At 47.2% G+C, this 17,525-nt stretch carries 14 protein-coding genes and 1 rRNA gene; 9 read left to right on the top strand and 6 right to left on the bottom strand.

The window, feature by feature from the left end; genetic code table 11:
* Positions 1–159 precede the first annotated feature (159 nt).
* The 3 genes from FW767_RS12020 (at position 160) to FW767_RS12010 (ending at position 2,056) form a co-directional block, all read left to right on the top strand.
* Positions 160–402, top strand: a complete 243-nt coding sequence (locus tag FW767_RS12020) for a hypothetical protein (RefSeq protein WP_121700280.1) — start codon at positions 160–162, stop codon at positions 400–402.
* 71 nt (positions 403–473) lie between these two features.
* A complete protein-coding gene (locus tag FW767_RS12015; RefSeq protein ID WP_121700291.1) occupies positions 474–1,112 on the top strand; it encodes a thymidylate synthase in 639 nt (212 codons plus the stop codon).
* Between the two features lie 116 nt (positions 1,113–1,228).
* Positions 1,229–2,056, top strand: coding sequence for a DNA adenine methylase (locus FW767_RS12010; RefSeq protein WP_150980638.1), 828 nt, complete (start codon positions 1,229–1,231; stop codon positions 2,054–2,056).
* Positions 2,057–2,226: 170 nt separating this feature from the next.
* Here FW767_RS12010 and FW767_RS12005 read toward each other — a convergent pair whose 3' ends face one another.
* Positions 2,227–2,523 carry a hypothetical protein gene (locus tag FW767_RS12005; protein ID WP_147438823.1) on the bottom strand — a complete coding sequence of 99 codons (297 nt, stop codon included), beginning with the start codon at positions 2,521–2,523 and terminating at the stop codon, positions 2,227–2,229.
* A 390-nt stretch (positions 2,524–2,913) separates the two neighbouring features.
* Here FW767_RS12005 and mltG point away from each other — a divergent pair, with 390 nt between their 5' ends.
* Positions 2,914–3,939: an endolytic transglycosylase MltG gene (gene mltG / locus FW767_RS12000; protein WP_121700283.1), complete on the top strand. Its 1,026-nt coding sequence runs from the start codon at positions 2,914–2,916 to the stop codon at positions 3,937–3,939.
* 7 nt (positions 3,940–3,946) lie between these two features.
* A complete protein-coding gene (locus tag FW767_RS11995; RefSeq protein WP_121700284.1) occupies positions 3,947–4,186 on the top strand; it encodes a putative signal transducing protein in 240 nt (79 codons plus the stop codon).
* Here FW767_RS11995 and FW767_RS11990 read toward each other — a convergent pair.
* Positions 4,174–5,331, bottom strand: a complete 1,158-nt coding sequence (locus FW767_RS11990) for an AI-2E family transporter (protein ID WP_121700285.1) — start codon at positions 5,329–5,331, stop codon at positions 4,174–4,176. The genes FW767_RS11995 and FW767_RS11990 overlap by 13 nt on opposite strands.
* Before the next feature lie 110 nt (positions 5,332–5,441).
* Here FW767_RS11990 and FW767_RS11985 point away from each other — a divergent pair, with 110 nt between their 5' ends.
* On the top strand, positions 5,442–6,923 hold the full coding sequence (locus tag FW767_RS11985; RefSeq protein ID WP_121700286.1) for an MFS transporter: 1,482 nt from the start codon (positions 5,442–5,444) through the stop codon (positions 6,921–6,923).
* 79 nt (positions 6,924–7,002) lie between these two features.
* On the opposite strand, the gene FW767_RS11980 is transcribed toward FW767_RS11985, so the two are convergent.
* Together FW767_RS11980 and typA are read right to left on the bottom strand one after the other, a co-directional pair.
* Positions 7,003–7,479 (bottom strand): PepSY-like domain-containing protein, encoded by a 477-nt coding sequence (locus FW767_RS11980; protein WP_121700287.1) that lies wholly within the window; start codon positions 7,477–7,479, stop codon positions 7,003–7,005.
* 80 nt (positions 7,480–7,559) lie between these two features.
* On the bottom strand, positions 7,560–9,359 hold the full coding sequence (gene typA / locus FW767_RS11975) for a translational GTPase TypA (RefSeq protein WP_121700292.1): 1,800 nt from the start codon (positions 9,357–9,359) through the stop codon (positions 7,560–7,562).
* Between the two features lie 215 nt (positions 9,360–9,574).
* Between typA and FW767_RS11970 the strand changes: the two genes are divergently transcribed.
* Together FW767_RS11970 and FW767_RS11965 are read left to right on the top strand one after the other, a co-directional pair.
* The gene (locus FW767_RS11970) at positions 9,575–10,171 is read left to right on the top strand and encodes a SanA/YdcF family protein (protein ID WP_235898123.1); all 597 of its coding nucleotides are present in this window, start codon (positions 9,575–9,577) and stop codon (positions 10,169–10,171) included.
* 31 nt (positions 10,172–10,202) lie between these two features.
* Entirely contained in the window at positions 10,203–12,656 is a 2,454-nt protein-coding gene (locus tag FW767_RS11965) for an alpha-L-arabinofuranosidase C-terminal domain-containing protein (RefSeq protein WP_235898122.1), read from the top strand.
* Positions 12,657–12,732: 76 nt separating this feature from the next.
* On the opposite strand, the gene trxA is transcribed toward FW767_RS11965, so the two are convergent.
* Positions 12,733–13,047 carry a thioredoxin gene (trxA, locus tag FW767_RS11960; protein ID WP_121700289.1) on the bottom strand — a complete coding sequence of 105 codons (315 nt, stop codon included), beginning with the start codon at positions 13,045–13,047 and terminating at the stop codon, positions 12,733–12,735.
* 79 nt (positions 13,048–13,126) lie between these two features.
* A complete protein-coding gene (gene dnaE, locus FW767_RS11955; protein WP_121700290.1) occupies positions 13,127–16,765 on the bottom strand; it encodes a DNA polymerase III subunit alpha in 3,639 nt (1,212 codons plus the stop codon).
* 427 nt (positions 16,766–17,192) lie between these two features.
* On the opposite strand from dnaE, the gene FW767_RS11950 reads away from it, so the two are divergent.
* Positions 17,193–17,525 (top strand): 16S ribosomal RNA (locus FW767_RS11950); the annotation flags it as partial.

Genomic DNA, 17,525 nt, shown 5'->3' with positions numbered 1-17,525 from the left:
ATAGAGAATTAAAAGGGTAAAATAAAATTGACCCCTAACACCAGGACTTTAAAGGGTCAATCATATTATGGCCAAGGTGGGTAAATTCTGTTTGGCCAAAAGGGTCAAAGTAGAGTGGCTTTTCCAAGAGTGCTGCAAAATTACAAATAATTGCGTAAAATGAAGATATTTGAGATATTAAATTTCCATAGAGAGCTGTTAAACCGGCTCTATGCCTCCGGGGTGAGGCTTGAGGATACCCGTTATATCGACCTGTATGCCGATTATTCCCGTATGCTTGCCGATGGCGAGAAGGTGTCTTATATAGTTGTGCTGCTTGCCGAGAAGTATGCCGTAAGCGAGCGCAAGGTCTATTCGTTGATTAAACGCTTCCAGAGCGACTGTATACCCCGTGCAGTATAGATATGCCCGGACCGGCATAAGACGCGCTCAGACGTGGTATATTTGCGCCATAACCCATAATGTCACAGGCTATGAACAAATATCATCACATTCTGAACAAGATTCTCACTGACGGCAGACGTCAGGAGAACCGGAAGGGCGGTATCATCTACCTGCTCAACGAGAGGCTTTCGCTTTTGCCGGGTGACCTGCTCGATATATTCGAGGGACACGGCATAGCCCGTAAGAAACTGAAAACGGAACTGTCGCTCTTTATGAGCGGCGAGCGTTCGGTGGAGCGTTACCGGGAGGCGGGCATAAACTGGTGGGACTATTGCGGCCAGACCCTTGTCAACAGTTACCCCACTTATTTTGAGAAACTGCCCCCACTTATTGCCAAGATCAACAGGGAGAAGCGCAACAGCAAGAACTATGTGCTGTTCCTCGGTTCCACGGATGCAGAGAGCAATCAGGCTCCGTGCCTCAGTCTGGTGCAGTTCCAGATAGAAGGCGGTGAGCTGGTAATGACAGCGTACCAGCGCAGCTCCGACGCCAATCTGGGACTCCCTGCCGACCTGTACCACCTGTACCTTATGTCACGTCAGATTGACCTGCCCCTGAAATCCATCACGCTCAATCTGGGCAACGTGCATATATACGAAAACAACGAGGAGCGCACCCGCCGTCTGCTTGCCGGTGAAGAGGGCGTGAAGTTCGATCTGAACGTGTGACGAACAGCGTTATAACACTGTTCCAATGCAGCGGATTTGCAGTACCTTGACTGTGGACCCGCTGCTTTGTTATCCTGATTATTGCGATCTTTGCAACCGAAAAAACAAGAAACAAGATGAAAAAGGAATATTTATCTGCGCCCCTGCCGTTTGTCGGCCAGAAGCGCATGTTCGCCAAAGAATATATCAAGGTTCTTGGCGAGGTTAAGGATGCGAAGGTGTTTGTGGACCTGTTCGGCGGTTCCGGGCTGCTGTCCCATATAACCAAACGGCAACGTCCGGACGCTACCGTGGTATATAACGATTTTGACAATTACCGACGCCGGATTGAGAATATCGGCCGCACGAATACCATGCTTGACCGTCTGCGTGACATTCTGGTTTCCGTGCCGAGGCTGAAGATTGTGCCTAAGCCAATCAGGGAACGCATCCTTGATATGATGGCGGAGGAAGAGGCGGAAACCGGCTTTGTAGACTATATCACGCTGTCAACATCGTTGCTGTTCTCGATGAAGTATGCCACTACACTGGAGGAGATGCGCAAGCATACCATGTATAACCGTATCAGGCGTTCCGGTTATGATGCTAATGGTTATCTTGACGGTATTGTGGTTGAAAGCTGCGATTACCGCGAACTGTTCGAGAAGTATCGTGACCGGGATGATGTGGTGTTCCTTGTCGATCCTCCGTATCTCAGCACGGATGCCGGCACTTACAACATGTACTGGAAACTGTCTGATTACCTTGATGTCCTCACGGTCCTTGTCGGCCACAGATATGTATATTTCACCTCCGACAAGTCCTCTATCGTCGAATTGTGCGACTGGCTCGGCAAGAATAAGGAAATCGGCAATCCTTTCATCGGAGCCACACGAAAGGAGTTCAACGCATCAATGAACTATAATTCCCATTACACGGACATGATGCTTTATAATGTTGCGTGATTAATATGCAAAAAAGAGCATCGGATTTGCTTGGCTTCCGATGCTCTTTTTTATCATTCCGATGTTGCGCGATTTATATTTCAATAACCGCTTGGAATTGTGATTTTCCCCGATTTTTGCCGGATTTTGAACCTTTCGTTTTGGTTTCGCCGGATTTTTGGATTTGCGGATTATACATAAACCACTTTGTCTTCGAACGAGTAGCCGGCTGCAAACTCAACAGACGTATTATCGGCGTTGTCAATTATTGATAAACCGGTCTTTACTTCGGTTACAAATTTAAGTTGTACGCTATGTTGTTGTTGCGGTATTACAACATCAATCCTATCCCCACTCACGCACTCAAGTGTCGTTTCGTCGGTTAGTAAGTAGATTAAGGGATCTCCATCTAAAATTACGTCTTCTGTGTCATGGCACGAAGTGCAAAAGACAACCAGCATAAACAATGCAAAAATACTTCTTTTCATAATAATCAGAATTATAGTTTATAACTATTAATAAATAATTCCATACGGTCAGATGAGAAATTTTCAATCGGATTGGCGATATTGCAGTCATAGCACCAGCCATTATATAAGCCGCCCCAACCGTCGTACAAATAAAATGATAATAATTTATGTGTCATAAAATTGGTATATTTGGTATATAAGGTTAATTAATGTAGTTGATTAGATTTTTACAAAAATAATGATTTTTTTTGAAAAAACAGCAGGAAAAGTTTAATTAACTAATTGTTAAGGCGTAAAGAGTAGGTTTGCTTCGCCCAAGATACTTGCGCTTAACAAAACTTAAACAAGTTTAGTTTTGTATTCGACTTATACGTATCTTTGCAAGTGAATAAATCGTGATGTATATTTATGAAAAGAAGTAAGGCAGGACGAGTTATGACAGTTATACTGGCGGCTGGAGTACTGGCCGCGGTGGTGGTTGTGGTGCTGTGGCGAACTTATACGGGAGCGAGCTATGGCGGCGATAAGGCGGAGTGGGTGTATGTCGACTCAACTATGACCGAGGAGCGGCTGCTCGAGATGCTTCCGCGACAACTTGGCAATGCAGGAGGTAAAGCTGCCGTTTTATGGCGGTTGGGCGGCGGTGACATGTCGCGTGCAGCAGGGGCTTATCGCATAGACCCGGGAATGACATCGCTGGATATTTACAGAACTATATCGCGCGGCAGGCAGACACCTGTCAAGCTTACATTTAACAATGTGCGTACACTCGGGCAACTTGCTGCAAGAGTTGGTGAGCGCATGGCCGCCGACTCTGCTTCATTTGTCGCAGCGTGCAATGATGTCTTGCCGGCTGCGGGCTTCAAGAAGCCGGGGTATATAGCCGCGTTTTTGCCTGACACTTATGAATTTTACTGGACAGCTTCGCCGAAATATGTTGTGGAGACTTTGCTCAAGCATCGCAACGGCTTCTGGACCGACGAGCGCCGTGCCAAAGCTAAAGCGCTCGGATTGTCGCCTGTCGAAGTGGCTACGGTGGCGTCCATCGCCGAAGAGGAGACTAATGACCGTGCTGAGCGTGCAGTGGTGGGACGCCTTTATATAAACCGTCTTGACAAGGGTATGAAGCTGCAGGCCGACCCGACGGTCAAGTATGCCGTAGGCGATTTCAGTCTGCGACGTATCACGTCACGTCATCTTGGTGCATCATCACGCTATAATACATATAAGTATGCCGGACTTCCGCCGGGCCCTATACGCATGCCGGAGGCCCGGACCATGGATGCCATACTTGATTCACGTCCCCATAAGTATTTGTACATGTGTGCCAAAGAGGATTTTTCGGGGCGCCATAATTTTGCCTCAGATTATGCGACACATCAGGCCAATGCGGCCCGCTATCACAAGGCCTTGAATCAACGAAACATAAAATAACTGCGTTATGAAAGACAGTGATCTGGTGGTTTTCGGCACCTATTACAGCGATGCCGACGCTTATATCGCTAAAGGTGTGCTTGAGACCAACGGAGTACCCTGCATAATTAACAACGAGATAATGTCGACGGTCTATCCGATAACGGTGACTTCGCTCGGCGAGATAAAGCTGCTTGTTTTCAGGCGCGACCTCGAGTTAGCCCGGCGCATAATGGAGGCCAAGCCGCTTCCGGATCAGGATGACTGAGTATCGTCGGAGTCAGCAGCGGTAACGCGATGGGCCGGCCCGTTGTTGTGCCGTCGGCGCTGGCGTTGGCGCTGCAGAAAGGTTATGTATTCGTCATAGTAAGCAAGCAGCAGGGTGGTAAGCGGAAGTGCTATAATGAGTCCGAGGAACCCGAGCAGACATCCCCATATAGACAGCGACAGGAGTATGATGGCCGGGTTGAGCCCCATGGCCTTTCCCATGATTTTCGGTGTTAGCAAAAGGTCCTGAATGGCTTGCACGATACAGTAGACGGCCATGCACTCCCAGAATATTACCCAGAAATTCACGCCGGAGTCCACCGAGCATACAAGGCACAGCAGCGTTGTTGGAATCAGCGATATGAGCTGCAGATATGGCACCATGTTGAGCAGTCCTATGAATAGTCCGAGCACAATGGCAAGCGGCATGTCGATTATGAGGAAACCGATGCAGAAAAGCACACCCACACAGAATGACACGAGGGCCTGTCCACGGAAGTAGTGGTTCATCGACCGTTGGATGTCGTTGCCTATCTTGAACACCGTCTTGCGGTAGGAAGGGGGCACCATGCGGCGGAAACTCGATGCGAGCCGCTCGTAGTCGAGCATTATGAAGATGACATATAGAAATACTATGAACCAACTGAATACGCCGATTATCATGCTTATACCGCTCGTAACTATGGACCATGTTGACGACAACAGGTTTTCGATAAGTTTCATGCGGTCTTCGTTGCGCATGATTTTAGACAGATACTCGAGGTCGATGTATTTTTTGATCAGGTCATGTATCTCTCCGGGTAGAAACGGTATGTCGAGTTCGGTCTCGGAATATACTTTCAGCAGATGGCCCATGTGCTGCATCTCGGAAATTATCATGGGGACAAGTATGTAGCACAATATGCCGAATATAAACGAGGCCTCAAAAAGGGTCACGAATATCGCGATGACACGTCCGCGCAGGTGTAGCAGACGACGATTGAACTGAACGAACGGCTCGAAGATGTAAGCTATGAGACACGCCACGCAGAATGGCAGCAACACACCTTTTAAAGCATTGATAAGCATGAGTATGCCGGCAATGATGAGGCAAGTTATTATCAGTCTTACGACACGGTCAAAGGTAAACGGCTTTCGGGAATACATAGCAATTATATAAATAATGTTACGAATTTAAGGATTATTTCTGTCATTTATGCGGTTTTGTGTACTTTTGTGAAAAAGAATTAATCACATAAATAATAGCTATAGTATCAATGACTACATCTAACATCAAGGCCAACCCTCTTGGCGCGGCGCTCTGCGAGAAAAAGTGGGCACGCTGGACGGCGTTGGCGCTTCTTGCCTCGGCGATGTTTTTCGCCTACATTTTTGTTGACATCCTGTCACCGCTTCAGGAACTTCTTCAGGAACAGCGCGGATGGGACCCCGTAGCTTACGGTCACTTTGCCGGTTCCGAGCCGTTTCTTAACGTGTTTGTGTTCTTCCTGATATTTGCCGGCATAATACTTGACAAGATGGGCGTGAGGTTTACCGCCGTCCTGTCGGGAGCGGTGATGGTTGCGGGCGGAAGCCTTAACTACTATGCCGTGACACAGGGATTTCAGGACAGTGCCGTGGCTGTGTTTCTTACCGAAAACCTGAACCTGCCTTCGGCATGGTGGAATGTGACTCCTTTCTATGCCGGAATGCCGGCTTCGGCCAAGCTTGCCGCCATAGGATTCATGATATTTGGTTGTGGCGCGGAGATGGCCGGTATAACCGTATCGCGCGGTATCGTGAAGTGGTTCAAGGGCAAGGAGATGGCTCTTGCCATGGGTGTCGAGATGGCTATAGCGCGTGTGGGAGTGGCCGTAGTGGTTGTCGGCGCTCCTGTCATAGCTTCCATCGTGCCTGTAGAGGTATCGCGTCCGGTGGCTTATGCGGTGCTTCTGCTTATCATAGGACTCATATGCTTCATCACTTATGGATTCATGGATAAGAAGCTTGACTCGCAAGGTGTTCAAGAGGAGAAAGACGATCCGTTCCGTGTAAGAGATATCGGCAAGATATTGCGTCTGCCTATTTTCTGGCTGGTGGCATTGCTTTGTGTACTTTACTATTCGGCTATATTTCCGTTTCAGAAGTATGCTATCAATATGCTTCAGTGCAATCTTCAGTTCTCGGCCAAAGATGCCGGACTGGTATTTTTCATCTTCCCTCTCGGCGCTGCCGCCGTCACGCCTTTCCTCGGTCATTATCTCGATAAGTACGGCAAGGGAGCCACTATGCTTATATTCGGTGCCGTACTGATGATATTATGTCATCTGACGTTTGCATTCATTGTGCCTGCTACGCAGTCGGTCATCGTGACACTTACCGCTGTAGTCGTGCTCGGAATATCCTTTGCACTTGTGCCTGCGGCATTGTGGCCTTCGGTGCCAAAACTTATTGACGAGAAACTTATCGGATCGGCTTATGCGTTGATTTTCTGGATACAGAACATAGGCCTTTATGCGTTCCCGATGATTATAGGAAGTGTGCTTGTCGCGTCCAATCCCGGGGTGACCGATCCGATGAAGTACAACTATACCGTACCGATGTGTGTATTTGCCAGTTGCGGAGTGGCAGCATTGCTGCTCGGTTTCGCTCTCAAAGCGCTTGATGCTAAAAAAGGCTACGGACTTGAGAAGCCCAATCATGTTGCCGATGACGCTGAAAAAGAACTCATCGGTGCCGCGGAATCTATGGAAGAATAGCCTGTTCCTGACTGAAATACAAAAATAAAGGCTGCCATACTGTTTTTGTATGGCAGCCTTTATTTTGTATGGACATTGGTCAGTCGTCGTGGGTGACTTTGATGAGTTTGCCGCCGGTGTCAAAGCGGTAATCGTCAAGAGAGCCGTGGCGGACTTCGACTTTATAGCCTTTTGAGGGATTGTACTCTATCTCTTCAACCGACTCGAGTAGATTGTCGTTGGTTAGAGTAAGGCATGCCGCTGCCGGCAGCAACTCCCTTACAAGCGCTACGTCAAGGAGTTTGTCATCGGGGGCCGATACTTCGGTACAGCGTCCTTTGGAGTCAAAATCTATGTCGGTTCCGTCAGACAGTTCAAGTTCATAGGAGTTGGACCAGAATTTTTTATCGTACTCATGTATGGCTACACCGTTGAAATGCTTTTTCAGGAATGTTTTTGCAGCCTCGGGAAGATCGGAATTTTCGACCGAGGCAACTCTCTGTGCGTTGACATGTATGTTGCCGGCCATAAGGAGTACGGCAACCGCGGGAAGGATTTTTCTGATAATTTTGTTCATGATTATAAAATAAAAGTGTCTTATAGTACATCTATAAGACACTTCAGAAGTATAAAAGTTTAGTATATTTTCAAATAATGTCAGGATTTGTTGGCACGTTTGCGCTCTATCTCGTCGAGTATTATTTTGCGCAGACGCAGGTGATGTGGTGTCACCTCGACATATTCATCTTCTTTTATATATTCGAGAGCTTCTTCAAGGCTGAAAACTACAGGCGGTATTATGCGGGCTTTGTCGTCGGCACCGGATGCTCGCATGTTGGTCAGTTTCTTGGATTTTGTGACATTGACCACGATGTCGTTATCTTTGGCGTTTTCGCCTACCACCTGTCCGGCATATACCTCTTCCTGCGGAAAGATAAAGAAGCGTCCTCGGTCCTGAAGCTTGTCGATGGCATAGGCGTATGCGGTACCGGCTTCCATAGCAATGAGTGAGCCGTTGGTGCGTCTTTCGATATCGCCTTTCCATGGCTGGTATTCGAGGAAGCGGTGGGCCATTATAGCCTCGCCGGCCGACGCTGTAAGCACATTGTTGCGAAGGCCGATAATTCCGCGCGAAGGTATGTTGAATTCGATATGCAGACGGTCGTTCTGGGTGTTCATCGATACCATCTCTCCCTTTCGCCGTGTAACCATATCGATGATTTTGCTCGAATATTCTTCGGGTACGTTTATCGTAAGCAATTCAACCGGTTCACACTTTACGCCGTCGATTTCCTTGATTATTACCTGAGGCTGTCCTACCTGAAGTTCGTAGCCCTCGCGACGCATGGTCTCGATAAGCACTGACAGGTGCAGTACTCCGCGGCCAAATACGGTCCATACGTCCTCATGCACGGCCTTGCTCACGCGCAGAGCGAGATTTTTGTCAAGCTCCTTGGTAAGGCGGTCGGCGATGTGGCGTGATGTGACAAACTTGCCGTCGCGTCCGAAGAACGGCGAGTCGTTGATAGTAAATGTCATTGACATTGTCGGCTCGTCAATGGCTATTCGGGGAAGCGGCTCCGGATTGTTGATATCGGCCACGGTATCGCCGATTTCGAAACCATCGATGCCTACCAAGGCACAGATGTCGCCTGATTTTACCTCTTGTACTCGTTTACGTCCCATGCCTTCGAAGGTATGAAGCTCCTTTATACGTTGTTTTACTGTAGAGCCGTCTTTTTTGCAGAGCGCTATGTCCATGCCCTCTTTCAGGCTGCCACGGTGCACGCGTCCTACAGCTATGCGTCCTACATAGCTCGAGTAGTCGAGCGAGGTAATGAGCATCTGTGCGTCGCCTTCAAGAGTAGTGGGCGCAGGTATATATTCTATTATGGCGTCAAGTACGGGAAGTATGTTGTCGGTGGGTTTATTCCAGTCGGTCGACATCCAGCCCTGTTTGGCCGAACCGTATACGGTGGGGAAGTCAAGCTGGTCCTCGGTGGCGTCAAGATTGAACATAAGGTCAAACACCATCTCCTGTACTTCGTCGGGGCGACAGTTGGGCTTGTCGACCTTATTTATCACCACTACCGGCTTAAGACCCATCTGTATGGCTTTTTGCAGCACGAAACGAGTCTGCGGCATAGGACCCTCAAATGCGTCGACAAGCAGCAGACATCCGTCGGCCATGTTAAGTACACGCTCTACCTCTCCGCCGAAGTCAGCGTGTCCCGGAGTGTCGATGATGTTTATCTTGTAGCCTTTGTAGTCTATGGATACGTTTTTGGAGAGAATTGTTATGCCTCGCTCACGTTCAAGATCATTGTTGTCAAGGATAAGTTCGCCTGCATTCTGGTTTTCTCTGAAGAGGTTGCCTGCGAGAAGCATTTTGTCCACAAGAGTGGTTTTGCCGTGGTCAACGTGTGCGATGATGGCAATATTTCTGATATTTTGCATAACCATTTTTAATTTCGAGTGCAAAATTACTATGTTATTAAACATAAACCAAAAAATAATCAATATAATTGACTGATGATTTATGGCTATTGCCTCTATAATTCAGTATAATTCGTATCTTTGTGATGTATTATGACTTGAATGCGTTAATTCATCACAAAATGGGATTTAGTCTGTTAAGAAAACGATATTTGTTGATCTGCATTTTTGTTTTTATGTCGGCTGTTGTGATTTTTACTGTCGGAGTGAATCTTGCGGTGGCACATGATGCGGGTGCCCATATGTATGATGCAGACGATGTGCCGTACAACCGTGTAGGATTATTGCTCGGTACTAATCCGCTCAATCGCCGAGGCAGACCTAACACTTACTTTTATACGAGAATAAATACTGCGGCGCGATTGTATCATGACGGGAAAATAGACTATATAATAGCCAGCGGAGATAATCATACCCGTGGATATGACGAGCCTATGGCTATGCGAGATTCTCTTATGGCCAGAGGGGTGCCTGAAGAGGCGATTATACTTGACTTCGCCGGCTTCAGAACGCTTGATTCAGTTGTAAGGGCAAAAGAGGTGTTCGGCTGCGACAGTATTACGATAATATCGCAGCCCGATCACTGTGAGAGAGCGCTTTTTATAGCGCGTCATAATGGTATTGATGCGGTTGCGGTCGGTGCTCCGGTTATTGCGGGGCGTTTTGTGCGTGTCAGGCTTACACTTCGTGAATGGCTTGCTCGTGATAAAATGGTCTTTGATCTGGTTGCGGGCAGAAAACCTCATTTTTTAGGAGAGAAAATCAATATATAACTTTGATATAATAAATAATTAACCTTGAATTATGAAGAAATTGCAGTGTGTTTTGTGCGGCATGGCTATGGTATTGCCGGGTGTCATGTCGGCCGACAATGTGGAGATGTTTTCATACTCTTTGCCCGAGGGTAATTCCGGTCTTCGCATAGCGTGGCGTGCCGATAAGGATGCGCAGTGGCAGAGTATAGGTAACGGATATGATTTTGTAAGGTCGGATTTCGGTCCTTGGGGAAGCCATAAAAAAATGTTTGCTCCGGAGCTTATATATAATGTGGCCGATAGCATGTGGAATTGCGTCTGGTATGCTGACAGTAAGAAGCAGGTTACGGCATTGGCTGTGTCGCCTGACCTTATAAAGTGGGCTCCGCAACGCTATTTTGAGAAACGGGTGGATCTTCCGCGTGATATGAGGCCCATGTATAGGGTAAGGCCTGACAGTGTGAGTATAAACGGAGTCGAAGTGGGCGGATATGTGCAGATTGTGCCGGAAGAGGTAATCGCCTCTCTTGACGCCTATGTGAAGGACCGATACGATAAAAATGCGCTTTTCGGGCAGCAGGCTTCGCAGGATGGAGAGCGTTTTGCCGGTCTTAAAGGGGTTAAAGTCGATATAGTACCCCGTATGGCTGAAAGCAAGTCTATTTCGGATAAACTTGTAGGTATATTTTTTGAAGATATTAATTATGGTGCCGACGGCGGATTATATGCCGAGCTCATACAGAACCGTGATTTTGAATATGCACCGTCAGACAGGGGCAATGACAAAAATTGGAATTCAACAAAGGCATGGTCGTCCTCGGCCGGAAGCATTGTTATTAAAAACGACAATCCGGTGCATGAAAACAACCCTAATTATGTAGCGCTTGATGCTGAACGCAATGCGGTGACGTTGACAAACGAAGGTTACGACGGCATATCGCTTAAAAAAGGTGACCGTTATCGTTTTTCGTTTATGGCGCGCTCTCCCAAAGCTGTCGCTGTGACTGTGGCACTTGTCGATAAAGCCGGTAAGGTATTGTCGTCCGCTAAAGTAAAGGTGTCATCGTCAGAATGGACGACGTATAAGGCCGAGCTTAAACCGTCGCGTACGGTAAGCGATGCGTCGCTTGCTATTACAGTGCCTGCCGGGAGCTCGCTCGATGCCGATATGATATCGCTTTTCCCCACAAAGACGTTTAAAGGACGCGAGAACGGACTGCGTAAAGATCTTGCGCAGACTCTGGCTGATCTGAAGCCTCGTTTTGTGCGCTTTCCGGGCGGATGTGTGGCTCATGGCGACGGTGTCGACAATATCTATGACTGGAAAGGGTCTATAGGACCGCTTGAGTCAAGAAAGCCGTTGCGCAACCTGTGGGGCTATCATCAGACACGCGGCCTCGGCTATCATGAGTATTTCTTGTTTTGCGAGGATATCGATGCCGAGCCTTTGCCCGTGCTTGCTGCCGGTGTGCCTTGTCAGAATTCGGGTACGGCGGCTCATCACTCCCACGAAGCAATCACCACACTCGGACAGCAGTGCGGTATACCGATGGAGGAGATGGATGCTTACGTTCAGGATGTGCTCGACCTGATAGAGTATGCCAATGGCGATGTGACTACGGAGTGGGGTGCCAAGCGTGCTGCGGCAGGCCATCCGGAACCGTTTGACCTTAAATATATAGGTATAGGAAATGAGGATATGATTACCGAGGTGTTTGAGCCGCGTTTCCGCATGATATATGATGCCGTGACTTCACGTTATCCCGATGTAACCGTGATAGGCACGGTCGGGCCTTTCTATGAGGGTGCCGATTATGACAGAGGCTGGGAACTTGCGCGTGAACTTGACATACCTATGGTGGACGAGCATTACTATGTGTCGCCGGGATGGCTCATACACAATAATAATTATTATGACGATTATCCTCGCGGCGGTACACAGGTGTATCTCGGCGAATATGCGTCGCATCTGCCCGGCCGTCCCAATAATATGGAGACCGCTCTGTCAATGGCTTTGTATCTTACCGGCGTAGAACGTAACGGCGATGTTGTGGCAATGACTTCCTATGCTCCTTTGCTTGCAAAGAAAGACCATACGCAATGGACGCCTGACCTTATTTATTTTGACAATGATAAGGTGCGCCTTACAACCGACTATTATGTGCAGCATATGTACGGCAATAATGCCGGAACGGTTTTTGTGCCGTCGGAAGTGAAGATTGACAATGTCGAAGCTGATGTCGTGAATCGCATAGGTGTTTCTATTGTCGAGGACAAGGAGGCCGGAGACTATATCGTGAAACTGGTCAATATGCTTCCTGTTGAAGCTGATGTGAATCTTGACTTGACTCCACTCGGACTGCTCTCTTCACGCAAAGTCAAAGGCAGTATGCTTACGGGCGATCCTAAATCGGACAATGTTATGCCTGTTGATGTAAGCATGACATTGCCGTCGGTGAAGTTGCCTGCTTACTCGTTTACAGTGTTGCGTGTGTCAAAATGACCGGTTTTGAAGCGTTGAAAAACAATAGCGGAGTGCTGAGAACAGCACTCCGCTATTGTTTTTATAATTACAGTTATTAAAGCATACCTTTGATTTTTTCATCAAGTGTGCTTTTGGGCTGTGACCCGGCAAGGCGTTCGATGAGTTTGCCATCTTTAAAAAGAAGTATGGTAGGTATGCTCATTATGCGGTACTCGCCGGTAAGGTCAGCCTGTTCGTCGATGTTGTATTTGCCTATGACGGCCTTGTCGCCGAACTCTTCCGCGAGTTCGTCAATGATAGGGCTCATGCGTACACACGGGCCGCACCATGTGGCCCAACAATCGATAACCACCGGCTTGCCGGATGCGATAACCTCTTTGACGTTAGCGTCAGTAAACTGAAATGCCATAAATGTTATATGTTTTATTAAAATTAAGTTATTTCGGTGTGACAAATTTAGTGAAGAAATACGTATCAGGCAAATTATGTCACGGTCGACATATCTCAAACTTCAGGTCCATATCCTCAAGCGTATTGATTAACTTGCGGTTAATGGGTATTTTTACGCCTGCTGACAATTTAAGCGAACGGTTCAGGCTGTGGTCGTGTACGCGTAGATAAAGATTGCCCTTGTCTTCAGTCGACGAAGTTATAAGGTCGTTCAGCACTCCGTGGAAGTTTTTGTTGGCTTTGTCTGCGTCTATATCAATGATTATGCCGTCTACCAGTTCGGCCCGGGCTTTTTCAAGCAGAGACATTCCTGTTATCTGGAAACGAAGGTCCGAGTTATTGAACCGTCTTGCGAACCGACCTCTGATAAACACGATGGTGCCGGCCACGCCAAATTTGTTATAGTTTACGAAGTCATCGGAAAACAGCATGAATTCCGCAGTACCGGAGTAGTCCTCTACTTTCAGGATGCCAAAACTGCCTCGTTTGCCCTGTTTGATGGTAAATTCTGTTACTCGACCTCCACAGGTTAGTTCACGTCCTTCTACCGGTTCTTCTTCAGAAAGCTCTTTCAGAGTTATATTACATCCATGATTCAGTTCCACATAGTAGGGGTCAAGCGGATTTCCCGATAAGTAGCGGCCTATCAGTTCTCGTTCTTTTTCGAGTTTTTCAATTTCGAGCCACGGTACTGCCGGAATGAGTTGCGGCCGTCCTGCCGTATTTATCGATTCTTCAAAGTCACCAAACAGTGAGTTTTCGTTTTTGCTCTTGTCATTTTGAAAATTCTGACCGTATCTTACAAGAATTTCAGCAAAACTTTCTCCTTTTATATTGGTTGCGAAGAAGTCTTCACGCTTGACTTCGCTGAAGCAGTCAAAAGCACCCGTCTGTGCCAGATTTTCTATGACACGGCGGTTTATGGCCGAACGGTCGACACGCTCGATGAAATCGTATATGTCGGTAAACGGGCCTCCGTCATTGCGTGCTCTGATAATTTCGTTCACAACGTTTACGCCTATGCCTTTTATTGCCGCAAGCCCGTAGCGGATATCTCCCTGTTTGTTTACACCGAATGCGGTGAAAGACTCGTTTACATCCGGGCCCTTGACGTTGATATGCATGGATTTGCACTCGTCCATAAATACCGTCAACTTTGTTATGTCGGCAAGATTGCGGCTTAGAACGGCTGCCATGTATTCCGCGGGATAATTGGCTTTCAGGTAAGCTGTCTGGAATGCTACCCACGAATAGCATGTCGCGTGACTTTTATTGAATGCGTAGGAAGCGAATTTCTCCCAGTCAGCCCATATTTTTTCAAGTACTTTAGGTTCGTGACCGTTGGCTTCTCCACCTTTCAGGAATTTAGCTTTAAGGGCCATCATCTTGTCGATAAGTTTTTTACCCATTGCCTTTCGCAGAGTGTCGCTCTCGCCGCGGGTGAATCCTGCCAATAATCGCGACAGAAGCATGACCTGTTCCTGATAGACGGTGACTCCATAGGTGTCTTTCAGATATTGCTCCATGATGGGAATATCGTATTCGATAGGAGCCTTACCGTGTTTACGAGCAATGAAGTCGGGTATATAATCCATAGGTCCCGGACGGTACAGTGCGTTCATGGCTATAAGGTCCTCGAACACGCTTGGCTGTAGCTCGCGCAGATACTTCTGCATGCCGGCCGACTCGAACTGGAATGTACCTGTGGTGCGGCCCTCACAATAAAGTTCGTAGGTTTTTTTATCGTCAATGGGTACAGAGTCGATGTCTACATTTATTCCTCTGGTCAGTTTTATATTGGCGAGTGCCTCTTTTATTATGGAAAGGGTCTTAAGTCCGAGGAAGTCCATTTTTATAAGCCCGGTATCCTCTATGACACTGCCTTCATATTGTGTTACCAACAGTTTTGTTCCGTCTTTGTCGGTAGCTGTACTTACAGGCACCCAGTCTGTTATGTCGTCGCGACCGATTATGACGCCGCAGGCATGTACTCCCGTGTTGCGGACATTGCCTTCAAGCTCTTGCGCATATTTCAGAGTTTCAATGACAAGCGGATTGCTGCTCGTGAGTTCCGGTTTGAATTCCGGTACGTGGTCGTAACAGTTTTTGAGAGTCATTTTTAACTCTTTGCCGTTTACTTCCGGCATATGTTTTGGTATGAGCTTTGTCAGTCGGTTACTTTCGGACAGCGGCAATTGTTCGATGCGAGCCACATCCTTGATGGCTGATTTTGCCGCCATTGTTCCATAGGTAATGATACGGGCTACTTTTTCGGCACCATATTTCTCTGTCACATATTTAAGAACGTCGGCACGCCCGTCATCATCGAAGTCGATATCAATATCGGGCAGCGATATTCGGTCGGGATTTAGAAAACGCTCAAACAGCAGGTCATATTTTATAGGGTCTATCTGTGTTATGTCGAGGCAGTAAGCTACGGCTGAACCTGCGGCGGAGCCACGTCCCGGGCCGATTGACACTCCCCGTTCGCGTCCGGCGCGTATGAAGTCCTGTACTATCAGGAAGTAGCCCGGAAATCCCATGTTCTTAATTGTGTCAAGTTCGAAGTCGAGACGTTCGATGTGTACTTCATCGAGAGTGCCCCAACGACGTTTTGCTCCTTCGTAAGTCAAGTAACGCAGATAGTCATCGTTGTTGGTGAATCCGTCGGGCAAGGGGAAATTGGGCAATATAGGCTTATGGTCGATTGAGTAGGGGACTACCTTGTCGAGAATTTCAAGTGTATTTGTCAGCGCTTCGGGAAGGTCGCTCCATACTTCATTCATTTCCGCTTGAGTCTTCATCCACTCCTGCTTCGTATAACGCATACGTGCCGGGTCGGTGAGATTTTTATTAGTACTCACACAAATCAGTCGGTCATGTGCTTCGGCATCGCTTTCGTTGACAAAGTGCACGTCATTGGTGGCTATGATTTTTATGTCAAATTTTCGTGCAAGTCTTATCAACTCGGGATTTACTGATTCTTGTACTTCATACGTCTGTCTGTTGGCGCCCGGTTTGTCGGTCTTGTGGCGTTGAAGTTCTATATAATAATCGTCACCGAATGTATCCTTGAACCACTTTACCTGACGTTCTGCTTCTTCAAGTTCTCCCGCTTGTATCAGACGTGGAATCTCTCCTCCGAGGCACGCTGAGCATACTATAAGTCCTTCATGGTGTTTGGCAAGAGCTTCTTTATCGGTACGGGGGTGTGAATAAAAACCCTCGGTCCATGCCTGTGACACTATTTTTATAAGGTTATGGTATCCGGTCTCATTTTTAGCAAGTACTATCAGGTGCCGTCCGGTATCTTTTTTATCGACATGCTCGTGAAGCGATTTTAAGGCCACATACATCTCGCAGCCGAATATCGGTTTGAAAATCTTTTTTTTCAGTCCGGCTATAATTTCTTCCTGCTGCTTGGCTGTGTCTGCGTCTCCTGCCTCCTCAGCTTCTTTCTGTGTTTTTTCAGCGGTTTTTATTTCATCTTTTATCTTTCCGTTCTTTTTATTGACATAATTGTAGAATTCTTTTATGCCAAACATGTTGCCGTGGTCAGTAATTGCAAGACCCGGCATGCCGTCGGCAATGGCTTTGTCAACGAGAGCCGATACCGAAGCCTGTCCGTCAAGTACGGAAAATTGTGTATGAACGTGTAGGTGTATAAATGGTTGCATCAATCTTATTATATGTTTCTTCTTATATGTTTCTTCAAAGGTACGACAAAAAATCTGTAGATAGAGTTTTTTGCATATATATTTATTATTGTAGATTGAAAACGATATAATGACTAATGTCTCATTGCTGTTAATGAGTGTTAAAGTGGATTTTTGAATTACGCCTCTAAGATGTTGTATAACATAGTTTTTGGCAATGTTGTTTGCTTCGCCATGAAAAAATCGCTGAAAAAATATTTGGAGGTTATGAAAAAACGCTATAACTTTGCACTCGCTTTCAAGAACGAAGCACAAGAACATTGACAGAATTTAAATAGACAAGTAGTACAAGAGCATTAAAAACTCGAGTCAATTCTACGCCATTAAATCGAGCGGACTGAGCAAGGTTTCGTACACAGTACAGAAAAAAAGACAAACAAACATACCAACAACGGAGAGTTTGATCCTGGCTCAGGATGAACGCTAGCGACAGGCCTAACACATGCAAGTCGAGGGGCATCGGGGATGTTAGCTTGCTAATATCTGCCGGCGACCGGCGCACGGGTGAGTAACGCGTATGCGACCTGCCCGTTACAGGGGGATAATCCGGAGAAATCCGGTCTAATACCGCATAATATCGTGAAGCTGCATGGTTTTGCGATTAAAGGAGCGATCCGGTGACGGATGGGCATGCGTGACATTAGCTAGTCGGCGGGGTAACGGCCCACCGAGGCGACGATGTCTAGGGGTTCTGAGAGGAAGGTCCCCCACACTGGTACTG

It is taken from the genome of Heminiphilus faecis (assembly GCF_008728965.1).
Lineage (GTDB): Bacteria > Bacteroidota > Bacteroidia > Bacteroidales > Muribaculaceae > Muribaculum > Muribaculum faecis.
This window is presented reverse-complemented; position numbering and strand designations above follow the sequence as displayed.